Origin of the sequence: Streptomyces sp. NPDC050610 (genome assembly GCF_040654875.1) — a bacterium.
Lineage (GTDB): Bacteria > Actinomycetota > Actinomycetes > Streptomycetales > Streptomycetaceae > Streptomyces.
This window is the reverse complement of sequence record NZ_JBFAIV010000012.1, coordinates 146,574-167,198: the sequence shown is the minus strand read 5'-3', so window position 1 is coordinate 167,198 and position 20,625 is coordinate 146,574. Positions and strand designations below refer to the sequence as shown.

20 protein-coding genes and 1 riboswitch are annotated in these 20,625 nt (G+C 70.9%); of the genes, 5 read left to right on the top strand and 15 right to left on the bottom strand.

Annotated elements, in window-relative coordinates; translation table 11 throughout:
- Positions 1-85: 85 nt before the first annotated feature.
- Positions 86-2,638, bottom strand: a complete 2,553-nt coding sequence (gene pcrA, locus AB0I22_RS17500; protein WP_363131656.1) for a DNA helicase PcrA — start codon at positions 2,636-2,638, stop codon at positions 86-88.
- Between the two features lie 266 nt (positions 2,639-2,904).
- Positions 2,905-3,084: riboswitch (cyclic di-AMP (ydaO/yuaA leader) on the top strand.
- Positions 3,085-3,130: 46 nt separating this feature from the next.
- On the opposite strand from pcrA, the gene AB0I22_RS17495 reads away from it, so the two are divergent.
- Positions 3,131-4,312 (top strand): NlpC/P60 family protein, encoded by a 1,182-nt coding sequence (locus tag AB0I22_RS17495; protein ID WP_363131709.1) that lies wholly within the window; start codon positions 3,131-3,133, stop codon positions 4,310-4,312.
- A gap of 41 nt (positions 4,313-4,353) precedes the next feature.
- Here AB0I22_RS17495 and AB0I22_RS17490 read toward each other — a convergent pair whose 3' ends face one another.
- On the bottom strand, positions 4,354-4,707 hold the full coding sequence (locus tag AB0I22_RS17490; protein WP_363131655.1) for a hypothetical protein: 354 nt from the start codon (positions 4,705-4,707) through the stop codon (positions 4,354-4,356).
- 445 nt (positions 4,708-5,152) lie between these two features.
- Between AB0I22_RS17490 and AB0I22_RS17485 the strand changes: the two genes are divergently transcribed.
- On the top strand, positions 5,153-6,280 hold the full coding sequence (locus AB0I22_RS17485; RefSeq protein ID WP_363131654.1) for an NlpC/P60 family protein: 1,128 nt from the start codon (positions 5,153-5,155) through the stop codon (positions 6,278-6,280).
- Positions 6,281-6,316: 36 nt separating this feature from the next.
- On the opposite strand, the gene AB0I22_RS17480 is transcribed toward AB0I22_RS17485, so the two are convergent.
- From AB0I22_RS17480 to AB0I22_RS17465, 4 genes are all read right to left on the bottom strand, one after another.
- Positions 6,317-6,979: a hypothetical protein gene (locus tag AB0I22_RS17480; RefSeq protein WP_363131653.1), complete on the bottom strand. Its 663-nt coding sequence runs from the start codon at positions 6,977-6,979 to the stop codon at positions 6,317-6,319.
- A gap of 87 nt (positions 6,980-7,066) precedes the next feature.
- Entirely contained in the window at positions 7,067-8,182 is a 1,116-nt protein-coding gene (locus tag AB0I22_RS17475) for an alpha/beta hydrolase-fold protein (RefSeq protein ID WP_363131652.1), read from the bottom strand.
- 241 nt (positions 8,183-8,423) lie between these two features.
- Entirely contained in the window at positions 8,424-8,621 is a 198-nt protein-coding gene (locus AB0I22_RS17470; protein WP_363131651.1) for a DUF397 domain-containing protein, read from the bottom strand.
- A 13-nt stretch (positions 8,622-8,634) separates the two neighbouring features.
- A complete protein-coding gene (locus AB0I22_RS17465; RefSeq protein ID WP_363131708.1) occupies positions 8,635-9,498 on the bottom strand; it encodes a helix-turn-helix transcriptional regulator in 864 nt (287 codons plus the stop codon).
- Between the two features lie 221 nt (positions 9,499-9,719).
- On the opposite strand from AB0I22_RS17465, the gene AB0I22_RS17460 reads away from it, so the two are divergent.
- The gene (locus tag AB0I22_RS17460) at positions 9,720-10,178 is read left to right on the top strand and encodes an ATP-binding protein (RefSeq protein ID WP_363131650.1); all 459 of its coding nucleotides are present in this window, start codon (positions 9,720-9,722) and stop codon (positions 10,176-10,178) included.
- Here AB0I22_RS17460 and AB0I22_RS17455 read toward each other — a convergent pair.
- The 4 genes from AB0I22_RS17455 to AB0I22_RS17440 all read right to left on the bottom strand — a co-directional run bounded on the left by AB0I22_RS17455 (position 10,173) and on the right by AB0I22_RS17440 (position 14,607).
- Entirely contained in the window at positions 10,173-10,409 is a 237-nt protein-coding gene (locus AB0I22_RS17455) for a DUF397 domain-containing protein (RefSeq protein ID WP_363131649.1), read from the bottom strand. The genes AB0I22_RS17460 and AB0I22_RS17455 overlap by 6 nt on opposite strands.
- Positions 10,410-10,440: 31 nt before the next feature.
- Positions 10,441-11,154, bottom strand: a complete 714-nt coding sequence (locus AB0I22_RS17450) for a response regulator transcription factor (RefSeq protein WP_363131648.1) — start codon at positions 11,152-11,154, stop codon at positions 10,441-10,443.
- A gap of 40 nt (positions 11,155-11,194) precedes the next feature.
- Positions 11,195-12,469, bottom strand: a complete 1,275-nt coding sequence (locus tag AB0I22_RS17445; protein WP_363131647.1) for a PspC domain-containing protein — start codon at positions 12,467-12,469, stop codon at positions 11,195-11,197.
- Between the two features lie 113 nt (positions 12,470-12,582).
- Positions 12,583-14,607, bottom strand: a complete 2,025-nt coding sequence (locus tag AB0I22_RS17440; RefSeq protein WP_363131646.1) for a serine/threonine-protein kinase — start codon at positions 14,605-14,607, stop codon at positions 12,583-12,585.
- 132 nt (positions 14,608-14,739) lie between these two features.
- On the opposite strand from AB0I22_RS17440, the gene AB0I22_RS17435 reads away from it, so the two are divergent.
- Together AB0I22_RS17435 and AB0I22_RS17430 are read left to right on the top strand one after the other, a co-directional pair.
- Positions 14,740-16,047 carry a PspC domain-containing protein gene (locus tag AB0I22_RS17435; protein ID WP_363131645.1) on the top strand — a complete coding sequence of 436 codons (1,308 nt, stop codon included), beginning with the start codon at positions 14,740-14,742 and terminating at the stop codon, positions 16,045-16,047.
- 53 nt (positions 16,048-16,100) lie between these two features.
- The gene (locus AB0I22_RS17430; protein ID WP_363131644.1) at positions 16,101-16,319 is read left to right on the top strand and encodes a hypothetical protein; all 219 of its coding nucleotides are present in this window, start codon (positions 16,101-16,103) and stop codon (positions 16,317-16,319) included.
- A 73-nt stretch (positions 16,320-16,392) separates the two neighbouring features.
- Here AB0I22_RS17430 and AB0I22_RS17425 read toward each other — a convergent pair whose 3' ends face one another.
- From AB0I22_RS17425 to AB0I22_RS17405, 5 genes are all read right to left on the bottom strand, one after another.
- Entirely contained in the window at positions 16,393-16,908 is a 516-nt protein-coding gene (locus tag AB0I22_RS17425; RefSeq protein WP_363131707.1) for a DoxX family protein, read from the bottom strand.
- Positions 16,909-17,051: 143 nt separating this feature from the next.
- Positions 17,052-18,332, bottom strand: coding sequence for a hypothetical protein (locus tag AB0I22_RS17420; protein ID WP_363131643.1), 1,281 nt, complete (start codon positions 18,330-18,332; stop codon positions 17,052-17,054).
- A gap of 112 nt (positions 18,333-18,444) precedes the next feature.
- Positions 18,445-19,278 carry a class II aldolase/adducin family protein gene (locus AB0I22_RS17415; RefSeq protein ID WP_363131706.1) on the bottom strand — a complete coding sequence of 278 codons (834 nt, stop codon included), beginning with the start codon at positions 19,276-19,278 and terminating at the stop codon, positions 18,445-18,447.
- 56 nt (positions 19,279-19,334) lie between these two features.
- Complete coding sequence (locus AB0I22_RS17410) at positions 19,335-19,919, bottom strand: Uma2 family endonuclease (protein WP_363131642.1); 585 nt, start codon at positions 19,917-19,919, stop codon at positions 19,335-19,337.
- A gap of 103 nt (positions 19,920-20,022) precedes the next feature.
- Positions 20,023-20,619, bottom strand: a complete 597-nt coding sequence (locus AB0I22_RS17405) for a Uma2 family endonuclease (RefSeq protein ID WP_363131641.1) — start codon at positions 20,617-20,619, stop codon at positions 20,023-20,025.
- Between the last annotated feature and the right edge of the window lie 6 nt (positions 20,620-20,625).

Genomic DNA, 20,625 nt, shown 5'->3' with positions numbered 1-20,625 from the left:
GAGTCTGAGGTCGAGGGTCCGAAGGACCGGCCCAGCGGCCCGGTTTCGGAACCGGGCCGCCTCCCCCCCCCCGAGCGTCTCCGCCCTACAGCTTCTCGACCGGCGCGTACCGCAGCAGCAGCCGCTTCGGCTTCGGCTCGCCGAAGTCGATCGTCGCCTCCGCGTTGTCCCCGCTGCCCTTGACCGTCACGACCGTGCCCAGCCCGAACGAGTCGTGCGTGACCCGGTCCCCGACCGCCAGCTGGACCACCGGCCGGTCGCCCGCGCGGCGCGTCGCGAAGCCGCTCGGGCCCGCCTTGGAGCGCGACGAGGAGAGTGAGGACATGATCCCGCCGCCGGAACCGCCCGAACCCGAGCCCGAGCCCGACCGGCCGGACCCGCCGACCGCGCCCATGGACGCCGACGGCGTCGCGGGACCGGTCCGCTTCCACTGCACGTACTCGTCGGGGATCTCCTCCAGGAAGCGCGAGGCCGGGTTGTAGGACGGCTGGCCCCACGCGCTGCGCATCGTCGACCGGGTCAGGTACAGCCGCTCGCGCGCGCGCGTGATGCCCACGTAGGCGAGCCGCCGCTCCTCCTCCAACTCCTTGGTCTGGCCGAGCGCCCGCATGTGCGGGAAGACGCCGTCCTCCAGGCCGGTCAGGAAGACGACCGGGAATTCGAGGCCCTTCGCCGTGTGCAGCGTCATCAGCGTGACGACGCCGCCCCCGTCGCCGTCCTCGTCCGGGATCTGGTCGGAGTCGGCGACCAGGGCCACCTTCTCCAGGAAGTCGGCCAGCGTGCCGGGGTTCTCCTCGTCGCGCTCCTGCTCGAACTCCAGGGCCACGGCGGCCAGTTCCTGGAGGTTCTCGATGCGGGTCTCGTCCTGCGGGTCGGTGGACGCCTGGAGCTCGGCGAGGTAGCCCGTACGCTCCAGCACCGCTTCCAGTACGGTCGCGGGCCCGGCCCCCGACTCGACGACCGTGCGCAGCTCCTCCATGAGGACGTTGAAGCGCTTGACGGCGTTGGCGGAGCGGGCCGCCATGCCGTACGCCTCGTCGACGCGGCGCAGGGCCTGCGGGAAGGAGATCTTCTCGCGCAGCGACAGCGCGTCGATCATCGCCTCGGCGCGGTCGCCGATGCCGCGCTTGGGGACGTTGAGGATGCGGCGCAGCGGGACGGTGTCCTCGGGGTTGGCGAGGACGCGCAGGTAGGCGAGGACGTCGCGGACCTCCTTGCGCTCGTAGAAGCGCACGCCGCCGACGACCTTGTAGGGCAGCCCGACCCGGATGAGGATCTCCTCGAAGACACGGGACTGGGCGTTGGTGCGGTAGAAGATGGCGACGTCGCCGGCCTTGGCGTCGCCCGCGTCGGTGAGCCGGTCGATCTCGTCGGCGACGAACTGGGCCTCGTCGTGCTCGGTGTCGGCGACGTAGCCGGTGATGGTGGCTCCGGCTCCGGCCTCGGTCCACAGGTTCTTGGGGCGGCGGTTCTCGTTGCGCTCGATGACGGCGTTGGCGGCGCTGAGGATGGTCTGGGTGGAGCGGTAGTTCTGCTCCAGCAGGATCGTCGTCGCGTCCGGGTAGTCCTCCTCGAACTGGAGGATGTTGCGGATGGTGGCGCCCCGGAACGCGTAGATCGACTGGTCGGCGTCGCCCACGACGCACACCTCGGCGGCGGGGACCTCTTCCGTGCCGGTCCCCACCAGCTCGCGCACGAGGGTGTACTGCGCGTGGTTGGTGTCCTGGTACTCGTCGACCAGCACGTGCCGGAAGCGGCGCCGGTAGTGGTCGGCGACGTCCGGGAACGCCTGGAGCAGGTGGACCGTGGTCATGATGATGTCGTCGAAGTCGAGGGCGTTCGCCTCGCGCAGCCGCGCCTGGTACATCGCGTACGCCTCGGCGAGTGTCTTCTCGAATCCTCCCCCAGACTCCGTCTGGGAGGTGCCCCCTGCGGCCTGGCCGGCGAACTCCTCCTCGTCGATCAGCTCGTTCTTCAGGTTCGAGATCTTGGCGCTGAAGGACTTGGGCGGGAAGCGCTTCGGATCGAGGTCCAGGTCCCGGCAGACCAGCGCCATCAGCCGCTTCGAGTCGGCGGCGTCGTAGATCGAGAAGGATGAGGTGAAGCCGAGCTTCTTCGACTCGCGGCGCAGGATGCGCACACAGGCGCTGTGGAAGGTGAGCACCCACATCGCGTTGGCCCGGGGGCCGACGAGGTCGCCGACGCGCTCCTTCATCTCGCCCGCGGCCTTGTTGGTGAAGGTGATCGCGAGGATCTGGCCGGGGTGCACGCCGCGCGCGCCCAGCAGGTGCGCGATCCGGTGCGTCAGCACGCGCGTCTTGCCGGACCCGGCGCCGGCGACGATCAGCAGCGGCCCGCCGCTGTGCACCACCGCGGCGCGCTGCTCCTCGTTGAGCCCCTCCAGCAGCGCGGAAGGGTCGATGACGGGCCGCGGCGCGCCGTCGCGGTAGTACGCGTCGCGCGCCCCGGAGCCGCCCTGCCCCGAGGCCGGGCCGGACCGCTGTACGGGCGCGTCGAAGGCGCCCCCGAAGAGGTCGTCCGGCACCGGCTCCGGTGCGGCGTCCTCGGGCGGCGGCGGGGGCTCCTCGCCCGAAGGTTCGAGATCCGCCAGGAAGCTGTCGTCAAAGAGGCTGCTCATCGCCCACCGAGTCTAGGCCGCCCCACTGACACCCGGCTCCGGCTGTGGAAAAGACGGGGGAAAGTACGGGCGGAAAGTACGGGCGGAGGGTCGGCGTCCAGGGGTCGGGAGCGGGCGGGAGAGGGCGGGAGAGGGCAGCTCGCGGCGTGGGAGGCGCAGTCACGGAAGGTTCCGGCATATCGAACACCAGCCTTCACAGCGGCCCCACCCGTTGGCTACGGTGCTCGCTCAGGCAGCCCGTCCCCCCGCCGACGCCCCGTCTGCACGGGCCGCCAACGCCGAGTCCGACTGCGCCGCGAGGCGCCCGGAGCCGGGGACCCACACGCACCACCGGGGTGAATCGGCCCGTACGCACGCACGCCGCGCCGTACGGACCGTAGGGCATAAACCTTCCAAAACCGCCCGAACCCGACAGCTAACCCGGTAGGCGGTCCACGGAAGGAGTCGCCTCCCTTGGCGTCACACCGCAAGCCCCGCAGCACTGGGCACGGGCTGCTCGACACGCCCGCCCGCCGCCGCACCGCCGTCTCCCTCACGACGGCGGCGCTGGCCTCCGCCACCCTGCTCTCCCAGACCGCGCACGCCGCCCCCGGCCGCCCCACAGCCCCCAAACCCTCCGGAACCTCCGGAACCTCCGTCGAGGACGTACAGCGACGCGTGGACGCCCTGTACCGGCAGGCGGGCACGGCCACGCAGGAGTACAACGCCGCCAAGGAGCGTACGGACGCGCAGAACGGCAAGGTCGACAGGCTGCTCGACGACGTGGCCCGGCGCACCGGGAAGCTCAACGACGCACGGCGCGCGCTCGGGGCGTACGCCGCGGCGCAGTACCGCGACGGCGGTGTGAGCCAGACGGCGAACCTGCTGTTCGCCGCCGATCCGCAGAGCTGGTTCGACCAGACGCATCTGATCGACCGGATGACGGGCCGGCAGGAGCGGGCCGTACGGGATTTCCGTACGCAGCAGAAGGCGGCGGCCAAGGGCCGGGGCGAGGCGGTACGGAGCCTGGCCGCGCTCACCGATTCGCAGAAGCAGCTGAGGGCGAAGAAGGAGACCGTCCAGGGGAAGCTCGGCGAGGCGCGGGAGCTGCTGTCGAAATTGACGGCCCAGGAGAAGGCGCGACTGGCCGCGATCGAGAAGAAGAAGGAGGCGGCGGCCAAGAAGAAGGCCGAAGAGCTGGCCAAACGCCAGGCCGAACGCCAGGCGGAGAAGCGGCAGGCGGAGAAGGCCGCGCAGGGCGGCGGCAGCGGCAAGGGGCAGGGCGGCTCGGAAACGGGCCACAAGGGGGGCGGCACCGACTCCGGAGCCCCCTCCGGGGCGCACTCCGCCAAGGCCGACAAGGCGATCGCCTTTGCTCGCGCACAGATGGGCAAGCCGTACGTGTGGGGAGCCACCGGCCCCAATTCGTACGACTGCTCAGGGCTGACGCAGGCGGCGTGGAAGGCGGCGGGCGTCGATCTTCCGCGCACCACGTGGGATCAGGTGAAGACCGGCGAGCGGGTGGCCACGGACGATCTCCAGCCGGGTGACCTGGTCTTCTTCTACGACGACATCAGCCATGTCGGCATGTACATAGGCGACGGGAAGATGATCCACGCGCCGAAGCCCGGGGCGAGCGTGCGGGTGGAGTCGATCTTCTACATGCCGATCTACGGGAGCGTGCGCCCGGCGTAGCGGAGACCGCTCACGCCCCCGGGGCGCCGGCTCTCAGCCGCTCACGTCCACAACAGGGCGATGAAGATGTTGGCGATGGTCAGGGCGCCCACGATGCCGAAGACGGGCGCCTCCACCTTCTCGTCGTCGCGCTTCACGTAGACCAGGCCGAGGACCACGATCAGGAACGCCAGCTTGATTCCGATCTTGACCGTGTTCAGCGAGTAGTCCTCGGCCTGGTTGAGGCCGACCAGCGCGACGCCCGTCACCAGCATGGTCAGCGCGCCGTGCAGCATCGCCGGGACCATGCGCGCCTCGCCCTTGCCCATGGCCTTCATCTGGGTGAGAAAGCCGCCGAGCAGGGCCGCGATGCCGATGATGTGCAGGCCGACGACGGCGTGAATCAGTACGTCCATGAGGCCCGACAGTATCCGGGGGCATATCACCCGTCGGCGGTCAGGTCTGCCTCATTCGCCGCTTCGATCAAGGGCGGCCGAAATCCTTCCGTATGGGCGCGAGTGGACCGATCACGTGCGGTCGCCGTGCGCACGGTTTCATCCAATAGCGGTCATGCACGCGCATTCCCGTGACGGTCGGGCCTAGCGTCCTGCACCAGGTGACCGGCTCCCCACTGTCACCGTCGGAGCGAGCGGGCCCCGCCAGGGCCCGTACCGCGCTCGGACGGCGACTGTCGGCCACTGCGCCGAGAAAGCCCGGCGGCGGCTCGCCCCCCTATTACGGGCCACCGCCGGGCCGACCGCGGCGAACCGGGGCCAGGACGCACAGCACACACGTCACACACAGCACGTTCAGCTCGCTCAGCACACGAAGGCAAGGCACCGGAAGGAAGTGACGGCCCCCGTGGCCTCGCACCGAAAGCCCAAACGGCACCGGCCGTACGCGCTCACCAGCGGCACCGCACGCACCGCGGCGACCCTCGCCCTCGCCGGCGCCGCCACCGGCACCGCGCTGGAGGGCACCGGGCACGCCGCGCCCCGACAGACCCCGGCCCAGGTCAAGACCCAGGTGGACCGCTACTACCAGGAAGCGGAAGCGGCCGCCGAGCGGTACAACGGCGCGAAGGACAAAGCGCGCGCCGCGGAGAAATCACTGGACGCGCTGCGCGACGAGGCCGCGCGCAAGACGGAGGGGCTCAACTCGGCCCGTAACGCGCTGGGGGCGTACGCCACGGCGCAGTACCGCGAAGGCGGCCTGTCCCCCGCGGTCCGGCTCGCGCTCTCCTCCTCCCCCGACCAGTACCTCGACCGCGCCTCGCTCGCCGACCACATGGCGGGTCGGCAGGCCGCCGCCGTGAAGCGTGTCGAACACGAACTGCGCGAGGTACGGCAGGTACGGACCGCCGCCGACGCCCAACTGACCCGCCTCAAGGGCTCGCAGGCCGAGCTGAGCGCGCACAAACGATCCGCCGAGGGAAAACTGGACGCCGCGCGGCGGCTCCTGGACGGGCTGACGGCCGAGCAGCGCGCGAACGCGCAGAACGACGGCGGGGGCGACGACGCCCCTGATACGGACCGGGGCACGGCCGTACGGGCGGCGGACCGCTCAGCGGCGCGCGGCAGTGCCCAGGCCGCGACGGCTCGCACTTCGACGGCCAGGGCTTCGACGGCCCAAGCCTCGACGGAGCGGGCGGCCCGCGCGGTGTCCTACGCGTACGCGGCGCTGGGCAAACCGTACGTGTGGGGGGCCACCGGCCCGTCCGCGTACGACTGCTCGGGACTGACGCAGGCCGCCTGGCGGGCGGCGGGGGTGTCGCTGCCGCGCACCACATACACCCAGATCAACGCGGGACCGAAGGTCAGCCGATCCCACCTCTCGCCCGGTGACCTGGTGTTCTTCTACTCGGGCGTCAGCCACGTCGGCATCTACGTCGGCGACGGCAAGATGATCCACGCGCCGCGCCCGGGAGCGCCGGTGCGGGTGGCCCCGATCGACCAGATGCCGTTCGCGGGCGCGACGCGCCCGGCGTGAGGGGCGAGCCGTCCCGCGACGGGATGCGCAGCGGGCTCATCTCGCCCACATGGGCCCCCGGCCGGGTGCTCCCCCGACCTCGGCGATGCTGGGGTGGCGCACCGCGTCCAGCCCGTCATCGGCGAGAAGGCCGGCGATCAGGGCCGTAGGCCCGAATACCTCGGTCGCGCTCAGATCCCAGTCGGTGAGGACGAACCAGGTGCCGTCCATCGGCCACCAGTGCGCGGGAAACCGGGTCGAGACGGCCGAGTCCGGCCGCGCGCAGGCATCGTGGTGAGCGAGTGCCTCGTCCAGCCGCCCTCGACGGGCCGGGACCGGGCGGCCGATCTCCTCGATCGCCGCTTGAGCCCAATAGCACTCCGTACTCATCCCGTCGAGGCTGTGACGGGCGAGGACCTCGATCAGGTGAGCCAGACAGGCACGGTCGATCTCCCCCGCCTCCGGCCTCTCAAGGTCTTCGGGCAGGTCAAGACCCTGGAAGACCCGGAAGGAAGGGGTGAACAGCCAGTCCGCCAGTCTCCTGCCGGCCCGCACCAGCACGTCGTCCCACCGGACCCGTGCCCCTCCCACCCTGACGGTGTGCAGAACCCAGCAGCGGTCCGGGAACCCCTTCTGGGGCTCGTAGCCCAGGACGTCGTCGTCCCGTTCCAAGAACGGTCGGACACCGCCGAGCGAGTCGTCATCCGGCAAAAGCTCCACCACGGACTCCTCGACACTTCGACCACACAGGTGGCGTTCCGCAACTGGTCGAGGATAGGAGACCGGCTCGTTTCCAGACCGCCCCGCTCACGCCTTGAGCTGATGCGTGAGCCACTTGAAGACCTCCGGCACCTGCTTCCGCCAGACGATCGTGCCGTGCCCGCCCGCGCCCTTCGGGATCTTCTCCACGTACACGGTCGTCGGCGGCTTCGCCGCCTGCTTGAGCGCCAGACCGGCCTGGTAGCCGTCGCCGTCCCCGCCCGAGACGAACAGGGCGGTCCGCGGCGGGGTCTTGGCGTGCTGGAGGATCCTCCACGGGTTGTTCTTCTCCCGCAGCACCGGGTCCTTCGCCGTCAGCGCGACGGGCTCGCCGATCGGGTCGTTGTAGCCGGACAGGCTCACCCCGGCCCGGTAGCGGTCCGGGTGCGAGACGGCGAGCTTGGCGGCGCAGTGCGCGCCGGCGGAGTACCCGGCGACGGCCCAGCCGTCGGGCTTGTCCGCCGTCCGGAAGTTGTCCAGGACCATCTTGCGGACGTCGACGCTCAGCCAGGTGTCGGCGTTGACCTTGCCGGGAACGTTGGCGCAGCCGGTGTCGACGTCGCCGAGCAGCGTGGTGCGCGGCGCGACGACGATGAACGGGGCCACCTCGCCCTTCTCCATCAGCGGCTTGAGCTGCGAATTGACGTGCAGCGACCCGAACCACGCCTTCGCCGAGCCGGGGAAGCCCGGCAGCACCTCCACGACGGGGAACTTGCGGTCCTGATAGGCGGGGTCGTCGTACTGCGGCGGCAGCCACACGTACACCTCGCCGTCCACCCCGGATATCCGCCCCTTGAGCTGCGTGACCTGCACCCCCGGCCCCATCCGCTCGTCCCCGGCCGGCTTGAACTTCTGCCTCACCTTGGGCTCGTGCTTCACCGACTTCCCGCCGGTGCCGTCAGCGCCGAGGTCGGCCGCCGCGTTGACGTGGTTGCCGGTGCCGAGCAGGTCGTCCCAGTTGTCGAAGAGCCCGTTGGAGTTGTTCACGATCACGAAGACCATGACGATCGCCGTGGTCTGCGCGAACAGCAGCATGACGAACCGCGCCACCCCCCGCATCGCCCGCGGCCCGCCTATTCGGCTCCACAGCAGCAACGGCACCATCAGGGCCGCGATCACCAGCACAATCGACGTCAGAAAGAAGGGCGTCCCCGTAAGGCTCATCAAGCTCTCGTCTCCGGATCAAGGGCAGCCGCAGGGGGCAGTGCTGCCGGGGCCCCGTGGGGGCCTCTCGACCGGAAGAGATGGCGTACTCGCGATCGGGGTTCCGCTTGTGACCAGAGCGTCATATACCGGCTGCGCCGGGGCCTGACCTGTGCCTACCGGGCCCGCCCAGCGCCTCGGCGACGGTGCCGGGACACGCGGAAGCTCCTGGCCCCGGCCAGGAGCTCAAGCGGGCCCGCCGCTAGGCGGCGGGGAAATCGCGGTGCTTCACGTCGGCGAGGAAAGCGGCCCAGGCGTCCGGGCCGAAGGCCAGGGTCCCGGCCCCGCGGTCCTTGGTGTCCCGGAGCTCCACGCCGACGCCTATCCGGCGGGCTTCGACGCACTCGCCGTTCTGACCGCTGTACGAGCTCTTGAACCATTCGGAACGGTGAGGCGACATGAAATGTTCTTCCTTACGAGGTCAGTCCGTCGGCGATCTCGACGATCAGAGCCTCCGACTCCAGCGCACTCAACGCTGTCGCCCGAAGGTGATCGAAGGCACTTCCCAAACGGACCGTGTCCTCCCGGGTCTCCAGGTAGGCGTGGCTCGCGAAGTTCTCCAGCAGAACCACCTCCAGACCCGCCGGAGGGGGGAAGCTGTAGATCAAGAAAGGATACGGCCCGCCCTGGCAAGCTCCTCCTGTGAAGGGTAGTACCTGCAACGTTACGTGCGGAAGCTGCGCTACCTCTACGAGGTGCGCCAACTGCTCACGCAACACCTGAGGGCCGCCGACCTGTTGGCGCAGGGCCGCCTCACCCAGGATCATCCACACCTTGAGGGGCGGGGGTTCGGTTCGCGTCAGCGCTCGCTGGCGCTCCAGCCGGACCCGCAGTCTCGCCTCCTGGGCCTCGTCCAGCGGGCCGGGAGATCCACCCTGGATCACCGCTGTCGCGTATCGCTCCGTCTGGAACAGCCCCGGCACGATGGCCGGCTGGAATCCACGACATTCGCAGACCTCGTCCTCCAGACCGACAAGGTCCAGAAAATCCTGCGGAAGGCGATCCTCCAGCACTCGCCACCACCGCTGACGGCGGCTCTCCCTCGCAAGGGCCAGCCAGCCTTCGCGTTCGTCCGACTCCGTCACGCCGTAAAAGTCCAGCAGCACCTTGAGGTCCAGTTGTCTGATCCCGCTCCGCCCGGACTCAATGCGGCTGATCTTCGCCGCATGGCAACTGAGCTGCTTCGCAGCATCTTCCAGGTAGAGCTCTCTGTCCTCGCGCAACCGTCGAAGATTCGCCCCCAGCACCCGCCGACGCACGGTCGGCCTTTGCTCCACGGTCAAGAACTCTCCCCCAACTATCGGAGCTTCCGCATGTGTTGATCGCCACGATACTCAGCATCCAGCGCTCCGCAATCGAACATGATGTCCCACTTGCAGTTTGGCGAGACTACGAGCACGCTACCTACAGTTGCGAGTGCTCACTCATCGCAACTGTCGCGGTCGGTCGGCTCCACGCCGAACCGCTAGCCACCCACGCGCTCTTGAGGGGCTCCCCCATGCCTGTACCTGGAGAAACAACGGCAGCCGTACCCGCCACCGACAGCGAAAGCAGTCAGTTGTTCCCCCGCCACCGCAAAAGCGCCGGCCGCGCACGTGCCGCCCTGCGCGAGCAGCTGGCGATCTGGGGCATCACCGATGAACCCGCCGAGACAGCGGTGCTGCTACTCTCCGAACTCGTCACCAACGCCGTCGAACACGGCAAAACCTCGCCCGGCCGGGAGATCGGGACTCGATTCGGGCTCTACGAAGGCGCGTTGCGCCTGGAGGTCGCCGACGCGAATGACGACCTCCCGGTGCCGCGCCCGGCCAAGGACGATGACGAGGACGGCCGCGGGCTCGCCCTGGTGATCGCGCTCGCGGACCGCTGGGGGACGTGCCCGCGCAGGGACGGCATCGGCAAGCAGGTCTGGGTGGAGCTCAAGATCCCGACCGGAGGCGCTGAGCTCACGTCATGATCCCGGCGCACCATGGCTCCGGAGCGCACCGTGCTTCACGCCCCGGATGAAATCAGCCCAAGCGGCGCCGGTGAACCCGAGAACAGGACCGCGGCCCGCCTTCGAGTCACGGACCGCTTGGGAGCCGTTGAGGTCGGCCACCTCCACGCAGTCGCCTTGCGCCCCGCTGTAGCTGCTCTTCCGCCAGATGGCCTCGGAGTCCGCCGGCCACGAACCGTTCGGAGCCTTCATCCGATTCCCCCCACCATCTGATCCCCTGCGATCAGACCAACCGCCGAGCCGTAGCCCAGCGCGTCAGCTCATGCCTGTTGGAGAGCTGGAGTTTCCGCAGCACCGCCGAGACATGGGACTCGACCGTCTTCACCGAGATGAACAGCTGCTTGGCGATCTCCTTGTACGCGTAGCCGCGCGCGATCAGGCGCAGGACCTCGCGTTCGCGCTGGGTGAGGCGGTCCATGTCCTCGTCGACCGGGGGCGCGTCGGTCGACGCGAAGGCGTCGAGGACGAAGCCGGCCAGCCGCGGGGAGAAGACGGCGTCGCCGTCCTTGACCCGGAAGACGGCGTTGACCAGGTCCGCACCCGTGATGGTCTTGGTGACGTAGCCGCGCGCGCCGCCGCGGATGACGCCGATGACGTCCTCGGCGGCATCGGAGACGGAGAGCGCCAGGAAGCGCACCGGCTGCTCGGGGGCGGCCATCAACGAGGCGCAGCGGCGCAGTACTTCGACGCCGCCGCCGCCGGGCAGGTGGACGTCCAGGAGTACGACCTCGGGGCGGGTCGCGGTGATGACGGTGACCGCCTGGTCCACGTCGGCGGCCTCGCCGACGACCTCGACGCCCGTACGGTCCGTCTGGCCGATCTCGGCCTGTACGCCCGTACGGAACATCCGGTGGTCGTCGACCAGCACCACCCGTACCGTACGGCCCTCGTCCGCACCCGTCGCGGCGCCGCCCGTCGACTCGTTGCCCTCGCTCATCGTCGTCCGTCCCTCGTCCTCGCTCGGCCGCGCGGCCCGCTCACGCCGACCGCTCCATTTCCAGTTCCACCTCGGTGCCGCCGTCCGGTGCGGACCGCAGGCGCGCCGTACCGCCGTTGCGCTGCATTCTGCCGATGATCGACTCCCGTACGCCCATCCGGTCGCCCGGCACCGCGTCCAGGTCGAAACCCGGACCCCGGTCCCGTACGGAGACGAAGACCGTGCGCCCCTCGACCTCCGCGAAGACCTGCACCGCCCCGCCCTCGCCACCGTACTTGGCGGCGTTGACCATCGCTTCCCTCCCGGCCTGCATCTGTGCGCCCAGTTTCTCGTCCAGCGGGCAGTCCCCGACCACGACGACCTCGATGGGCACGCCGTGGTGGTCCTCGACCTCGGCCGCGGCGGCCTTGACCGCCTCCGCCAGCGTCTGCGGCGCCTGCGCCTCGTCCTTGCCACGGCCTTCCGGCCGGTGCAGCCAGGCCCGCAGCTCCCGCTCCTGGGCGCGGGCCAGGCGCGAGACCTCGCGCGAGTCCTCGGCGTTGCGCTGGATCAGGGTGAGGGTGTGCAGGACCGAGTCGTGCACATGGGCGGCGACCTCGGCACGCTCCTGCGCCCGGATGCGCATCGTCCGTTCCTCGGTGAGGTCCTGCGTCATGCGTACGAGATAGGGCCCGGCCAGCAGCGCGATGCCGACCAGCACGGCCAGCGACGCCTGGAGGACCGTACCGAGGTGCCGGGCCGAGCCCTGGAGCACCACGATGCCCGTGACGCCCACGCCGACCAGCGCGACGCCCGTCGCGCCGCGCGCGAGCGGCAGCACCCGCTTGCTGCGGCCGACCTCCATCCAGTGCGCGCGGCGCGCGTTGTCCGCCTGCCGCCAGACCAGCGCGACGCCCGCCCCTATGAGCAGTACGGGCCAGATGTACGCGTTGGCGCGGCCGAGGTGGAGGTTGTCGAGGAAGATCGCCGCGCCGATGACGAGCGCGATCAGCGCGAAGATCTGGCCGCGGTCTGGCTTGCGGATGAACAGCCTGCGCCGGCCGTCCGGGAACGTCTCCACCGGCGCGCGCCGGTCCTCGACGCCGCCGACGCCGAGCGGCACGACGAACCAGAACACCGCGTACAGGACCGCGCCCAGCCCCTCCGACATGAGCAGCGCGGCGAACACGACGCGCACCCACGACACCGGCAGCCCCAGGTGCCCCGCGAGCCCCCGCGCCACCCCGCCCAGCATGCGCCCCTCCGCGCTGCGGTAGAGCTTGCGCAGCGGCGGGGCGGCGTCCGGGTCGGATGGCGCGGTGTAGGCGGCGGTCATGCCCCGATCGTCACACGTCAGCCCTGCCCCGGACATCAGGGTCACCCCTGACGGGACCCGTAGAGACGCTTCGTCCCTTTACCGGACACGTCGCCACGTCACCGGACGACGGCTCACTTCCGGGGGCGGAAGCCGTCCCTCACGGAGTCGAAGACCGGCCGGTACTGGTCCCACATCGACGAGGGCGCCGAGAGGTAGATCGCGTACTCGTTGCCGCCCTCGTGCCCGAAGCCGAGGTCGATGGCGCGGAACTCCCGCGCCTTGCCCTGGAAGGTGAACTCCCACACCGCAGCCTCCTCCCCGAGGTACTTGGTGTTCTGCATCCGCCCCAGCTTGTAGCCGCGCTGCTCCGCCTGCACCTGCTCCTCGACCTCCTTCCAGTGCTGGAGGGGGTCGGAACTGGCGAAGTCCAGGACGTTCACCTGGATGCGCGCGAGTCCGCTCGGGTCGATGTAGTTGACCTCCGTGGAGTTCTTCTCCTGCCGGGTCCAGCCCTCCGGCACGGGGAAGCTGACGCCCAGCTCCTTCTCGGTGACCTTCCGGTAGCCGTCCGGCACCGGCGGCGGAGCGGGCAGTTCGGACTTTCCGGGCGAGGGCTTCGCCGGCGACGACGCGGTGGGCTTGGGGTCCTGCTTGCCGGAGGCGCCCGTCGAGGCGCTGGAGTCGCCCGCCGCGCCGTACTCGTGCGTGAAGTAGTACCCGCCGCCCGCCGCGGCTATCCCCGCCACCACGGCCACCGCGGTCCACAGGACCGTACGGCCGCGGCGACGGCTCTTGCCCTGGGAGCTCTGGGAGCCCTGGCCCGGCGACGGTGCGGTGGACGCCTCGGCGAGGGACGTGGCCCCGGTGCCGGGGCCCGGCGCGCGGGGGTCGCTCCCCTGTGTCGGGTGTGTCGGGTGTGTCGGCCGCGTCGGAGCGGTGGGCGCCTGGGCCGGTGTCGGGGCCGAGGCCGAGGTCGGAGTCGGCGTCGGGGTGGTCGGACCGGTGCCGAAGCCGGTGGCCGGGTCCGTGCCCGTGCCCATTCCCGTACCCGTGGCCGGCCCGGCGCCCGTGGCGGAAGCCGAGCCGTAGCCCGTGCCGCCGCCCGTGCCCGAAGCCGGACCGTAGCCCTGCCCCGTACCGGCGCCCGTGCCGGTGGCCGTACCCGTCCCCATGTCCATGGCCGGGCCGAAGCCCGGATTCGTAACGCCCGTAACGCCCGCGGCTCCCACAGCCCCCGCCGTCGAGCCGCCGCCCGTAGTCGAACCCGTCGGCTTGACCATCGCCTCTATGTACGCGGTCTCGGCCTCCGCCATCGGCTCGCGCAGTATCTGCTCCACCAGCTCCGCCGGCGGCCGGAACTCCGGCTCCTTCGCCAGCAGCGTCTCGACCAGCTTCGCCAGCGGACCCGCGTTGCGCGGCGGCTCGAAGGGGTCCACGGCGATCGAGTAGGCCGTCTCCACGGGCGTGTCCTTGCGGAACGGCGGCCGGCCCTCCAGCGCCTGGTAGAGCGTCGCCCCGAGCGCCCAGAGATCCGACGCGGGGCCGGGGCTGCCGCCCTTGACGCGCTCGGGCGCGATGTAGTCGATGGAGCCGACCATCTCGCCGGTCTTGGTCAGCGTCGACGTGCCGCTGGACTGCGCGATGCCGAAGTCGGTGAGCACGACGCGGCCCTCCGCGCCCAGCAGCACATTGCCCGGCTTCACATCGCGGTGCAGCACCCCGGCCCCGTGCGCCGCCCGCAGCGCCGCGATCATGCCGCGCCCGATCCGGGCCGTCTCCTCCGGCGAGATCGTGCCGAACTGCTTGAGCACGTCGCCGAGCGTCGTCGACGGCACGTACTCCATCACGATGCACGGCCGGCCGCGGTCCTCGACCACATCGTGGACGACCACCACATTGGGGTGGGCGATCCGGGCCGCGCTGCGCGCCTCGCGGCGGGTGCGCTCGTACAGCGTCGCGAGCTCGTCGTCCTCCAGATACGGGGAGATGTGGATCTGCTTCAGGGCCACCTGGCGGCCGAGCAGCTCGTCCTCGGCGCGCCACACCGTACCCATGCCGCCGCGGCCGATCCGTTCGAGAAGCCGGTACCGCCCGGCGACCAGCCGCTGTTCATCGGACTGCGTTCCCGGCTCCCCGCCCGTCACCGACTCCGACACCGTGCTCCCCTCTGGTTCCCCGCTTCATGTTCGATGGATCACGATAGCGGCCATTGCCTAAGGGACGTTCTCAGGGAACGGCCAGGGTTGTCGCGGATGCCTTGGGCACGCGAGGGTTGACACCATGTACGTATGACCGACGCACCCACCGCCGAAACGGCGGACACCACGCCGGGCGCCAGGCCGCCCCTGCGGCGCAGCCGCGAGCACAAGGTGGTCGCCGGCGTGTGCGGCGGGCTCGGCCGCTGCTTCGATCTCGACCCCGTCGTCTTCCGGGTGGTGCTGGGCGTCCTCTCCTTCGCGGGGGGCCTGGGCCTCATCGCGTACGGCTTCGCCTGGCTGCTGGTGCCGCTGGAGGGCGAGGACGAGAACGAGGGGCGCCGGCTGCTGTCCGGCCGGGTCGAGGGGCCCGCGCTGACGGCGGTGCTGTGCGCGCTGGTCGGCAGCGGACTGTTCCTGTCGATGCTCAACAACGGTGGCGTCGTCTCCTTCTCGCTCCTGCTGATCTGCGCCATCGCGGGCGCCACGTACTGGTCGCAGCAGCGCCGCCAGGCCGCCGACAGCACCGGCGAAACCCCCGCCACCAGCGGCGCGGCCGCGCAGAAGGACGCGCCGCCGGAGACCAAGGCGCCGCCCGCGCCCGGCGCCCCGTCCTGGTGGCGCGACCCGATCGTCAAGGACGGCACCACCGGTCACCCCGCCGTCGGCACGGGCTATTTGTGGGGTCCCGACTACGGCCAGGAAGACAGCAAGTCCGTGTCGCGGGTCCGGAAAGCGGCGGAGCGCGCGGCCCGCCGGCCCGTCCGGCGGGGCCGGCCGCTGGGCGGCTGGATCTTCCTGTGGGCGCTCGCCGCCGCGGGGCTGGCCATCGGCGTGACCTGGCGGCACCAGCCGCTGGGCACGAGCCTGGAGATCGGGTTCGCGTGCGCGCTCGGCGTCTTCGGGCTGGGCATCACGATCAGTTCGCTGTACGGGCGTACGGGCGGCGGCACCGTCGTCGCCGCCGTCGCGACGGCGCTGCTGCTGACGGCCGCGGCGGCGCTGCCCAAGTCCGTGACCGCCGACTGGGCGCGGAAGACCTGGGCCCCGGCGAACGCCGCGGACGTCCGCCCCGACTACCGGATCGGCAGCGGCGTCGGCGCCCTCGACCTGACCGGCGTCGACTGGCGGAAGGACCGTACGGTCACCACGCGGGCCGAAGTCGGCGCGGGGAAGCTCAAGGTGACCGTGCCCGACGACGTCACGGTGAAGGCGAACGTGCGGATCGGCGTCGGCGACGTCCAACTGCCGGGCGAGACGCCGGACGACATCGACGTCAAACCGGACCAGCACCGCGAGGTGACGCTGAAGCCGGTGAACGGCAAGCCCTCGCGCGGCACTCTGGAGCTCTCGCTCAAGGTGGGGCTGGGGCAGGCCGAGGTGATCCGTGAGACGCCATGAACGAGAATGGCCGGACAGCGTCCGCTGCCGCCACTCCCCATCGGAGGTACGCCGTGCGACGGCATGAGTTCGAGCCGGGCAAGATCGTCGTGGGTCTGATCTTCCTCGGCGGGTGCGCGATGTATCTGGCGATGGCCGCGGGTCTCTGGCACTTCCCGGCCTACGCGCTGCTGCCCGCGATGGGCATGGGCTTCATCGCGGCGGGCCTCGTCTCGTCGCTGGCCTTCGGCATCCGCCGGCGCGGCCGCGGCCGGGACCCTGAGGAGCGGTGACAGCACACACGGACCGGCCGCCGCGGGCGTCAAATGCCCCGCGGCGGCCGGTCCGTGAGTCGCCGGGCCGCCCTCAGCCGAAGAGCCGCCGCCCGCGCCGCCGCCGGCGCCGCGCCCACTCCTGATCGAACGAGAACAACGGCGTGCCCGCCAGGATCAGCGGCAGCCAGGCCATCAGGTACGCGAGGTCGTTGCCGTAGTAGTAGGGCTCCGTCGCCCAGCTGACGGTCAGCCACAGGGTGAGCGAGATCAGCGCGCCGCCGAGCGCCGCGACCCGCCCCAGGATGCCGAGGAGGACGCCGATGCCGACGGCCAGTTCGCCGAAGGCGATGGCGTAGCCGAAGCCGGCGGGGCTCTTGAGCGCCAGGTCGATCAGGGCGGGTACGGCCGCGCTGCCGTGCACGCTCCGCATCAGCTCGCCGATGGAGCCCTGCCCGCTGTCCGACAGGAAGGCGGAGTCGGTGAGTTTGTCGAGCCCCGCGTAGATGAACGTGACGCCGAGGAAGACGCGCAGCGGCAGCAGCGCGTACCGGGCGGCGGCCGCCCGCCGCGCACCGGGCCCGCCGCCTCCGCCGATCCCCGGCCCCATCGCCCGGTCCACATGTGACATGACACCCGCCGCCTCTCCGTAAGCTCCCCTGAGCACCAACCCGTCCGTTGACCCTCGCCCCATGACGATACGTACGGTGGGGACCGCCGGCTCAGAGCGCAACGGCCCCGGCGACTGCCGGTTCAGTCGCAGACGGTGATCGGGTAGCGGTTGGTCTCGGCCCCGGCGGCGGTGATGACCTGCACCTCGGCCGGGCCCGGCTCGACGTCCACCGGGATCGGCACGGTCAGCGCCGCGTCGGTCGGGTTGGTGAAACCGCCCGGCAACGGCACCAGCGGCACATGGACGTGCACCGCGCCGATCCGGACGACCATCCGGGCCAGCCGGTCGGGGGTGCGCGCGCCGGGCGGCAGGAACCCGGCGCCGCGGATCTCGATGTCGTCGCCGGTACGGATCGGCCCGTCCAGGTCCCCGGCCTCCCGCGCCCGTACGACCGACAGGATGACCGGCCGGCCGCCCTCCGCGTACTTGCCCGCCGCGTACACGGCCGCGCTGATCACCACCAGCAGGACCAACCCCCAGGGGATGTCCGGCAGTTGCTGCGGACGGCGGGCGATCCGCACGGCGGCGAAGGCCGCGACGACGCCGCAGACCAGCACGTACTGCACATCGCCGAAACTGCCGCGCCCGGCGTCGTCGGTGAGCAGGTCGGCGGCGCGCGGCCGGTCCGCGCGGACCTTCTGGAGCCGCTGCGTCCGCACGCGCAGCGCCACGACGCGCCGTACGAGCACGGCGACCGCGCAGGTCAGCGCGGTGACGGCCAACACCCCGGCGGAACGGTCGAGTCGGAGCCCGTCCAGCAGTTCCCGCTGGTCCGCCCCTCCCGAGGCGACGGCCAGTTCGACGGCGATCAGGAGCACCGCGAAGAGGGCGAGCAGCAGCCACCCGGCGGCGACGGCCCGGGAGGTGGAGAGCCGGTTGTCCTCGCCGACGACGGGCGCCAGCAGGCCGCCGCGGGACCGGTGCAGGTGCGCGGCGAGGGTCAGCAGCGCCGCGGCGGCGACGGCCGCCACGATGCCCGCCGTACGGGCCGCCGTCCATCCGGCGCCGATCGCGGTCAGCGCCTGGCCGAGGAGCAGTGCGGCGCAGCCGCCCCAGACGGCGAACACGGTGCGCCGCCGTACGAGGCAGTGCCATGCCTCGCGCTCGGCGTGGGCGCGCCCGGCGAGGGCGCGGGCGGCCTGCGTCAGCTCGTCGGACACCCACTGCCGGGAGGCGCCGTACGAATGGGCGAGCGCGGCCGGTACGCCCTGCCCGGCGGCGAGTTCGTCGCGCCGCGCGGCGAACTCGGCGGCCGCGCGCCGGCGTCCGGCCCGGACGCCGCGCGGGCAGCCACCGCAGGCGCAGCCGCCGCCGTGCGCGCCCGCGTCCGCCTCGGCGTTCTCCGCCGTCTCCACCGCCACGCCGCAACGCCACCTCTCCTGCCCCTGGGGCCTCAACTTCCCGACAATGTCAGGGAATTGTGCCGCATACGGAGAGCACCTCAGCGCAACCGAACTCACATTCGGGCAGCCGTCAGCCGAGCAACTCCGGCTCGCTGCGCGTGATCTGCTGGTAGAGGGGCTGGTAGTTGATCCACGCGACGAGGTCGTTGCCGAGCTGCTCGCGGGTGTGCACAGCGCTCTTGTGGTCGATGAGCACGGGCTTCCCGGCCGCCTTCGCGGCGAGCTGCACCTGGCAGGACCGCTCCATGGTGATGAACCACCAGGCCGCCGCGTCCACCGAGTCCCCGACCGTCAGCAGCCCGTGATTACGCAGGATGACGGCCTTGTGCGACCCGAGCGCACTGGCGATCCGCCGCCCCTCCTCCTCGTCCACGACCACGCCGGTGTAGTCGTCGAAGAGTGCGTGGTCCTCGTAGAACGCGCAGACGTCCTGCGTGATCGGGTCCAGCAGCTCCCCGAGACAGGACAGGGCCCGCCCGTACGTGGAGTGGCTGTGGGCGGCGGCGACCACGTCGGGGCGGGCCTGGTGGACCTGGGAGTGGATCGCGAACGCGGCCTGGTTGACGTGGTAGCGGCCCTCGACGACCTGCCCGGCGTGGTTGACGAGGATGAGGTCGTCGACGGTGAGGTGCTTGAACGACATCCCGAAGGGGTTCACCCAGAAGCAGTCCGTGAACTCCGGGTCCCGCGCGGTGATGTGCCCCGCGACCCCCTCCTCGAACCCGAACCGCCCGAACAGCCGCAACGCGGCCGCCAGCCGCTCCTTACGATGCCGCCGCTCGTCGGCGACGCTCTCGTGCTTGGGCGGCATCGCGAACTGAAGCTGATCCGTGGGTATGGGCTCCGGCGCCTGCGGCATGACGGCTCTCCTCCGGCGATAGCGCGCGGATGTGTCCGCGCGTATGTCTGTACGGGACGGAAGCTACCGCCCGGTATCGCCGGAGAACAGGGGTGGGCCCGTCAGAGGTTGTCGATCTCGGTGAGATCGATGTCGATGTCGAAGGGGGCGGAGAGCTTGAGAGTGTCGCGGTAGGTGCCGGTGGGGATGTAGGTCTGCGTCTCCTGAGCGAGCTTGAAGGCATGCACGATCGGGGCGTGGTCGAAGCCGGCCATTTCGACGAGCCAGAAGTACGGGATGCCCGCCGCGGCGTACTTGTGGGGCTTGGTGTCATGGTCACGGGCCTCGGAATCCGGCGAGACGACCTCGACGGCCAGCAGCACATCTCCGGCCCGGAAGCAGGTCTGCTCGCGGCTGTACGCTGCCTCGGCCCGCACGACCAGGACATCCGGCTCCGGACCATTGCGCTTGTCAAGCACTACGGTCATCTCTCGCCGGGCCTTCATCTCAGGTGGTGCCGTGCGGCGTAGACCCGCCACCAACATATCGATCACGATGCTGTGGAAATCCCGCTGCGGACTCACGAAAACCAGGCTCCCGTCGATCAGCTCAGTGTGCGGCGGGAGGTCGGGCAGCGTCAGCAGGTCGTCCACGGTGTAACCGTCCTGCGGCGGCACCGGCCAGTGGTGCGCGATCTCAGCGGTCATTAGTCCTCCCATGGACGGGATTCTGGGCCGTAAACCCAGCGTACCCACGAGATACGCCGACGCCGCCGCCCAAACGAATGAGCGACGGCGTCGGCGTTGACGGCTACCGCCTGCCGATCGCGGTGAGGTCGATGTCGATGGGGAACGGGACCGACAGCTTGAGGCGGTTGTGGTAGATGCCGACGGCCGTGTAGGCCCTGGTGGCGGGGTCCAGCTCGTACACGTACACGACCGGGAGATCGTTGCTCTTCTCCACCCGCCAGAAGTGCGGGACGCCGGCAGCGGCGTATTTGCGGGGCTTCACTTCCCGGTCGCGGGCCCTGGAATCGGGCGAGACGACCTCGACGGCGAGGACGACGTCCTCGGGCCCATACCACGTCTGGTCGGCGTGCGTGGCGGCTTCGGCCCGGAAGACCACGATGTCGGGTTCCGGGCGGTTCTTGTCGTCCAGCCTGACCGTCATCTCGCGATCGACGTCCAGATGCTCCGGGGCCTGGGCGAGCAGCTCGTTGTCCAGGAGGCGCAGGGTGCGCGAGTGGAATCGGGTCTGCGCGCTCATCAGGACGAGGCTCCCGTCGATCAGCTCCGTATGCGGAGGGAGATTCGGAAGCCGGTCGAGGTCGTCCGCCGTCCAGCCGCCCGCCGGCGGGCGGGGCCACTCGTGCTGCTCGTCCAGCCCGTACTCACGTGCGGCGCTCATGGTTGC

Coding starts and splice junctions, on each gene's coding strand:
- pcrA (WP_363131656.1), bottom strand. CDS start 2,638: ATGAGCAGCCTCTTTGACGACAGCTTCCTGGCGGATCTCGAACCTTCG.
- AB0I22_RS17490 (WP_363131655.1), bottom strand. CDS start 4,707: ATGGACGTACTGATTCACGCCGTCGTCGGCCTGCACATCATCGGCATC.
- AB0I22_RS17475 (WP_363131652.1), bottom strand. CDS start 8,182: ATGAGCCTTACGGGGACGCCCTTCTTTCTGACGTCGATTGTGCTGGTG.
- AB0I22_RS17470 (WP_363131651.1), bottom strand. CDS start 8,621: ATGTCGCCTCACCGTTCCGAATGGTTCAAGAGCTCGTACAGCGGTCAG.
- AB0I22_RS17460 (WP_363131650.1), top strand. CDS start 9,720: ATGCCTGTACCTGGAGAAACAACGGCAGCCGTACCCGCCACCGACAGC.
- AB0I22_RS17455 (WP_363131649.1), bottom strand. CDS start 10,409: ATGAAGGCTCCGAACGGTTCGTGGCCGGCGGACTCCGAGGCCATCTGG.
- AB0I22_RS17450 (WP_363131648.1), bottom strand. CDS start 11,154: ATGAGCGAGGGCAACGAGTCGACGGGCGGCGCCGCGACGGGTGCGGAC.
- AB0I22_RS17445 (WP_363131647.1), bottom strand. CDS start 12,469: ATGACCGCCGCCTACACCGCGCCATCCGACCCGGACGCCGCCCCGCCG.
- AB0I22_RS17435 (WP_363131645.1), top strand. CDS start 14,740: ATGACCGACGCACCCACCGCCGAAACGGCGGACACCACGCCGGGCGCC.
- AB0I22_RS17425 (WP_363131707.1), bottom strand. CDS start 16,908: ATGGGGCCGGGGATCGGCGGAGGCGGCGGGCCCGGTGCGCGGCGGGCG.
- AB0I22_RS17410 (WP_363131642.1), bottom strand. CDS start 19,919: ATGACCGCTGAGATCGCGCACCACTGGCCGGTGCCGCCGCAGGACGGT.
- AB0I22_RS17405 (WP_363131641.1), bottom strand. CDS start 20,619: ATGAGCGCCGCACGTGAGTACGGGCTGGACGAGCAGCACGAGTGGCCC.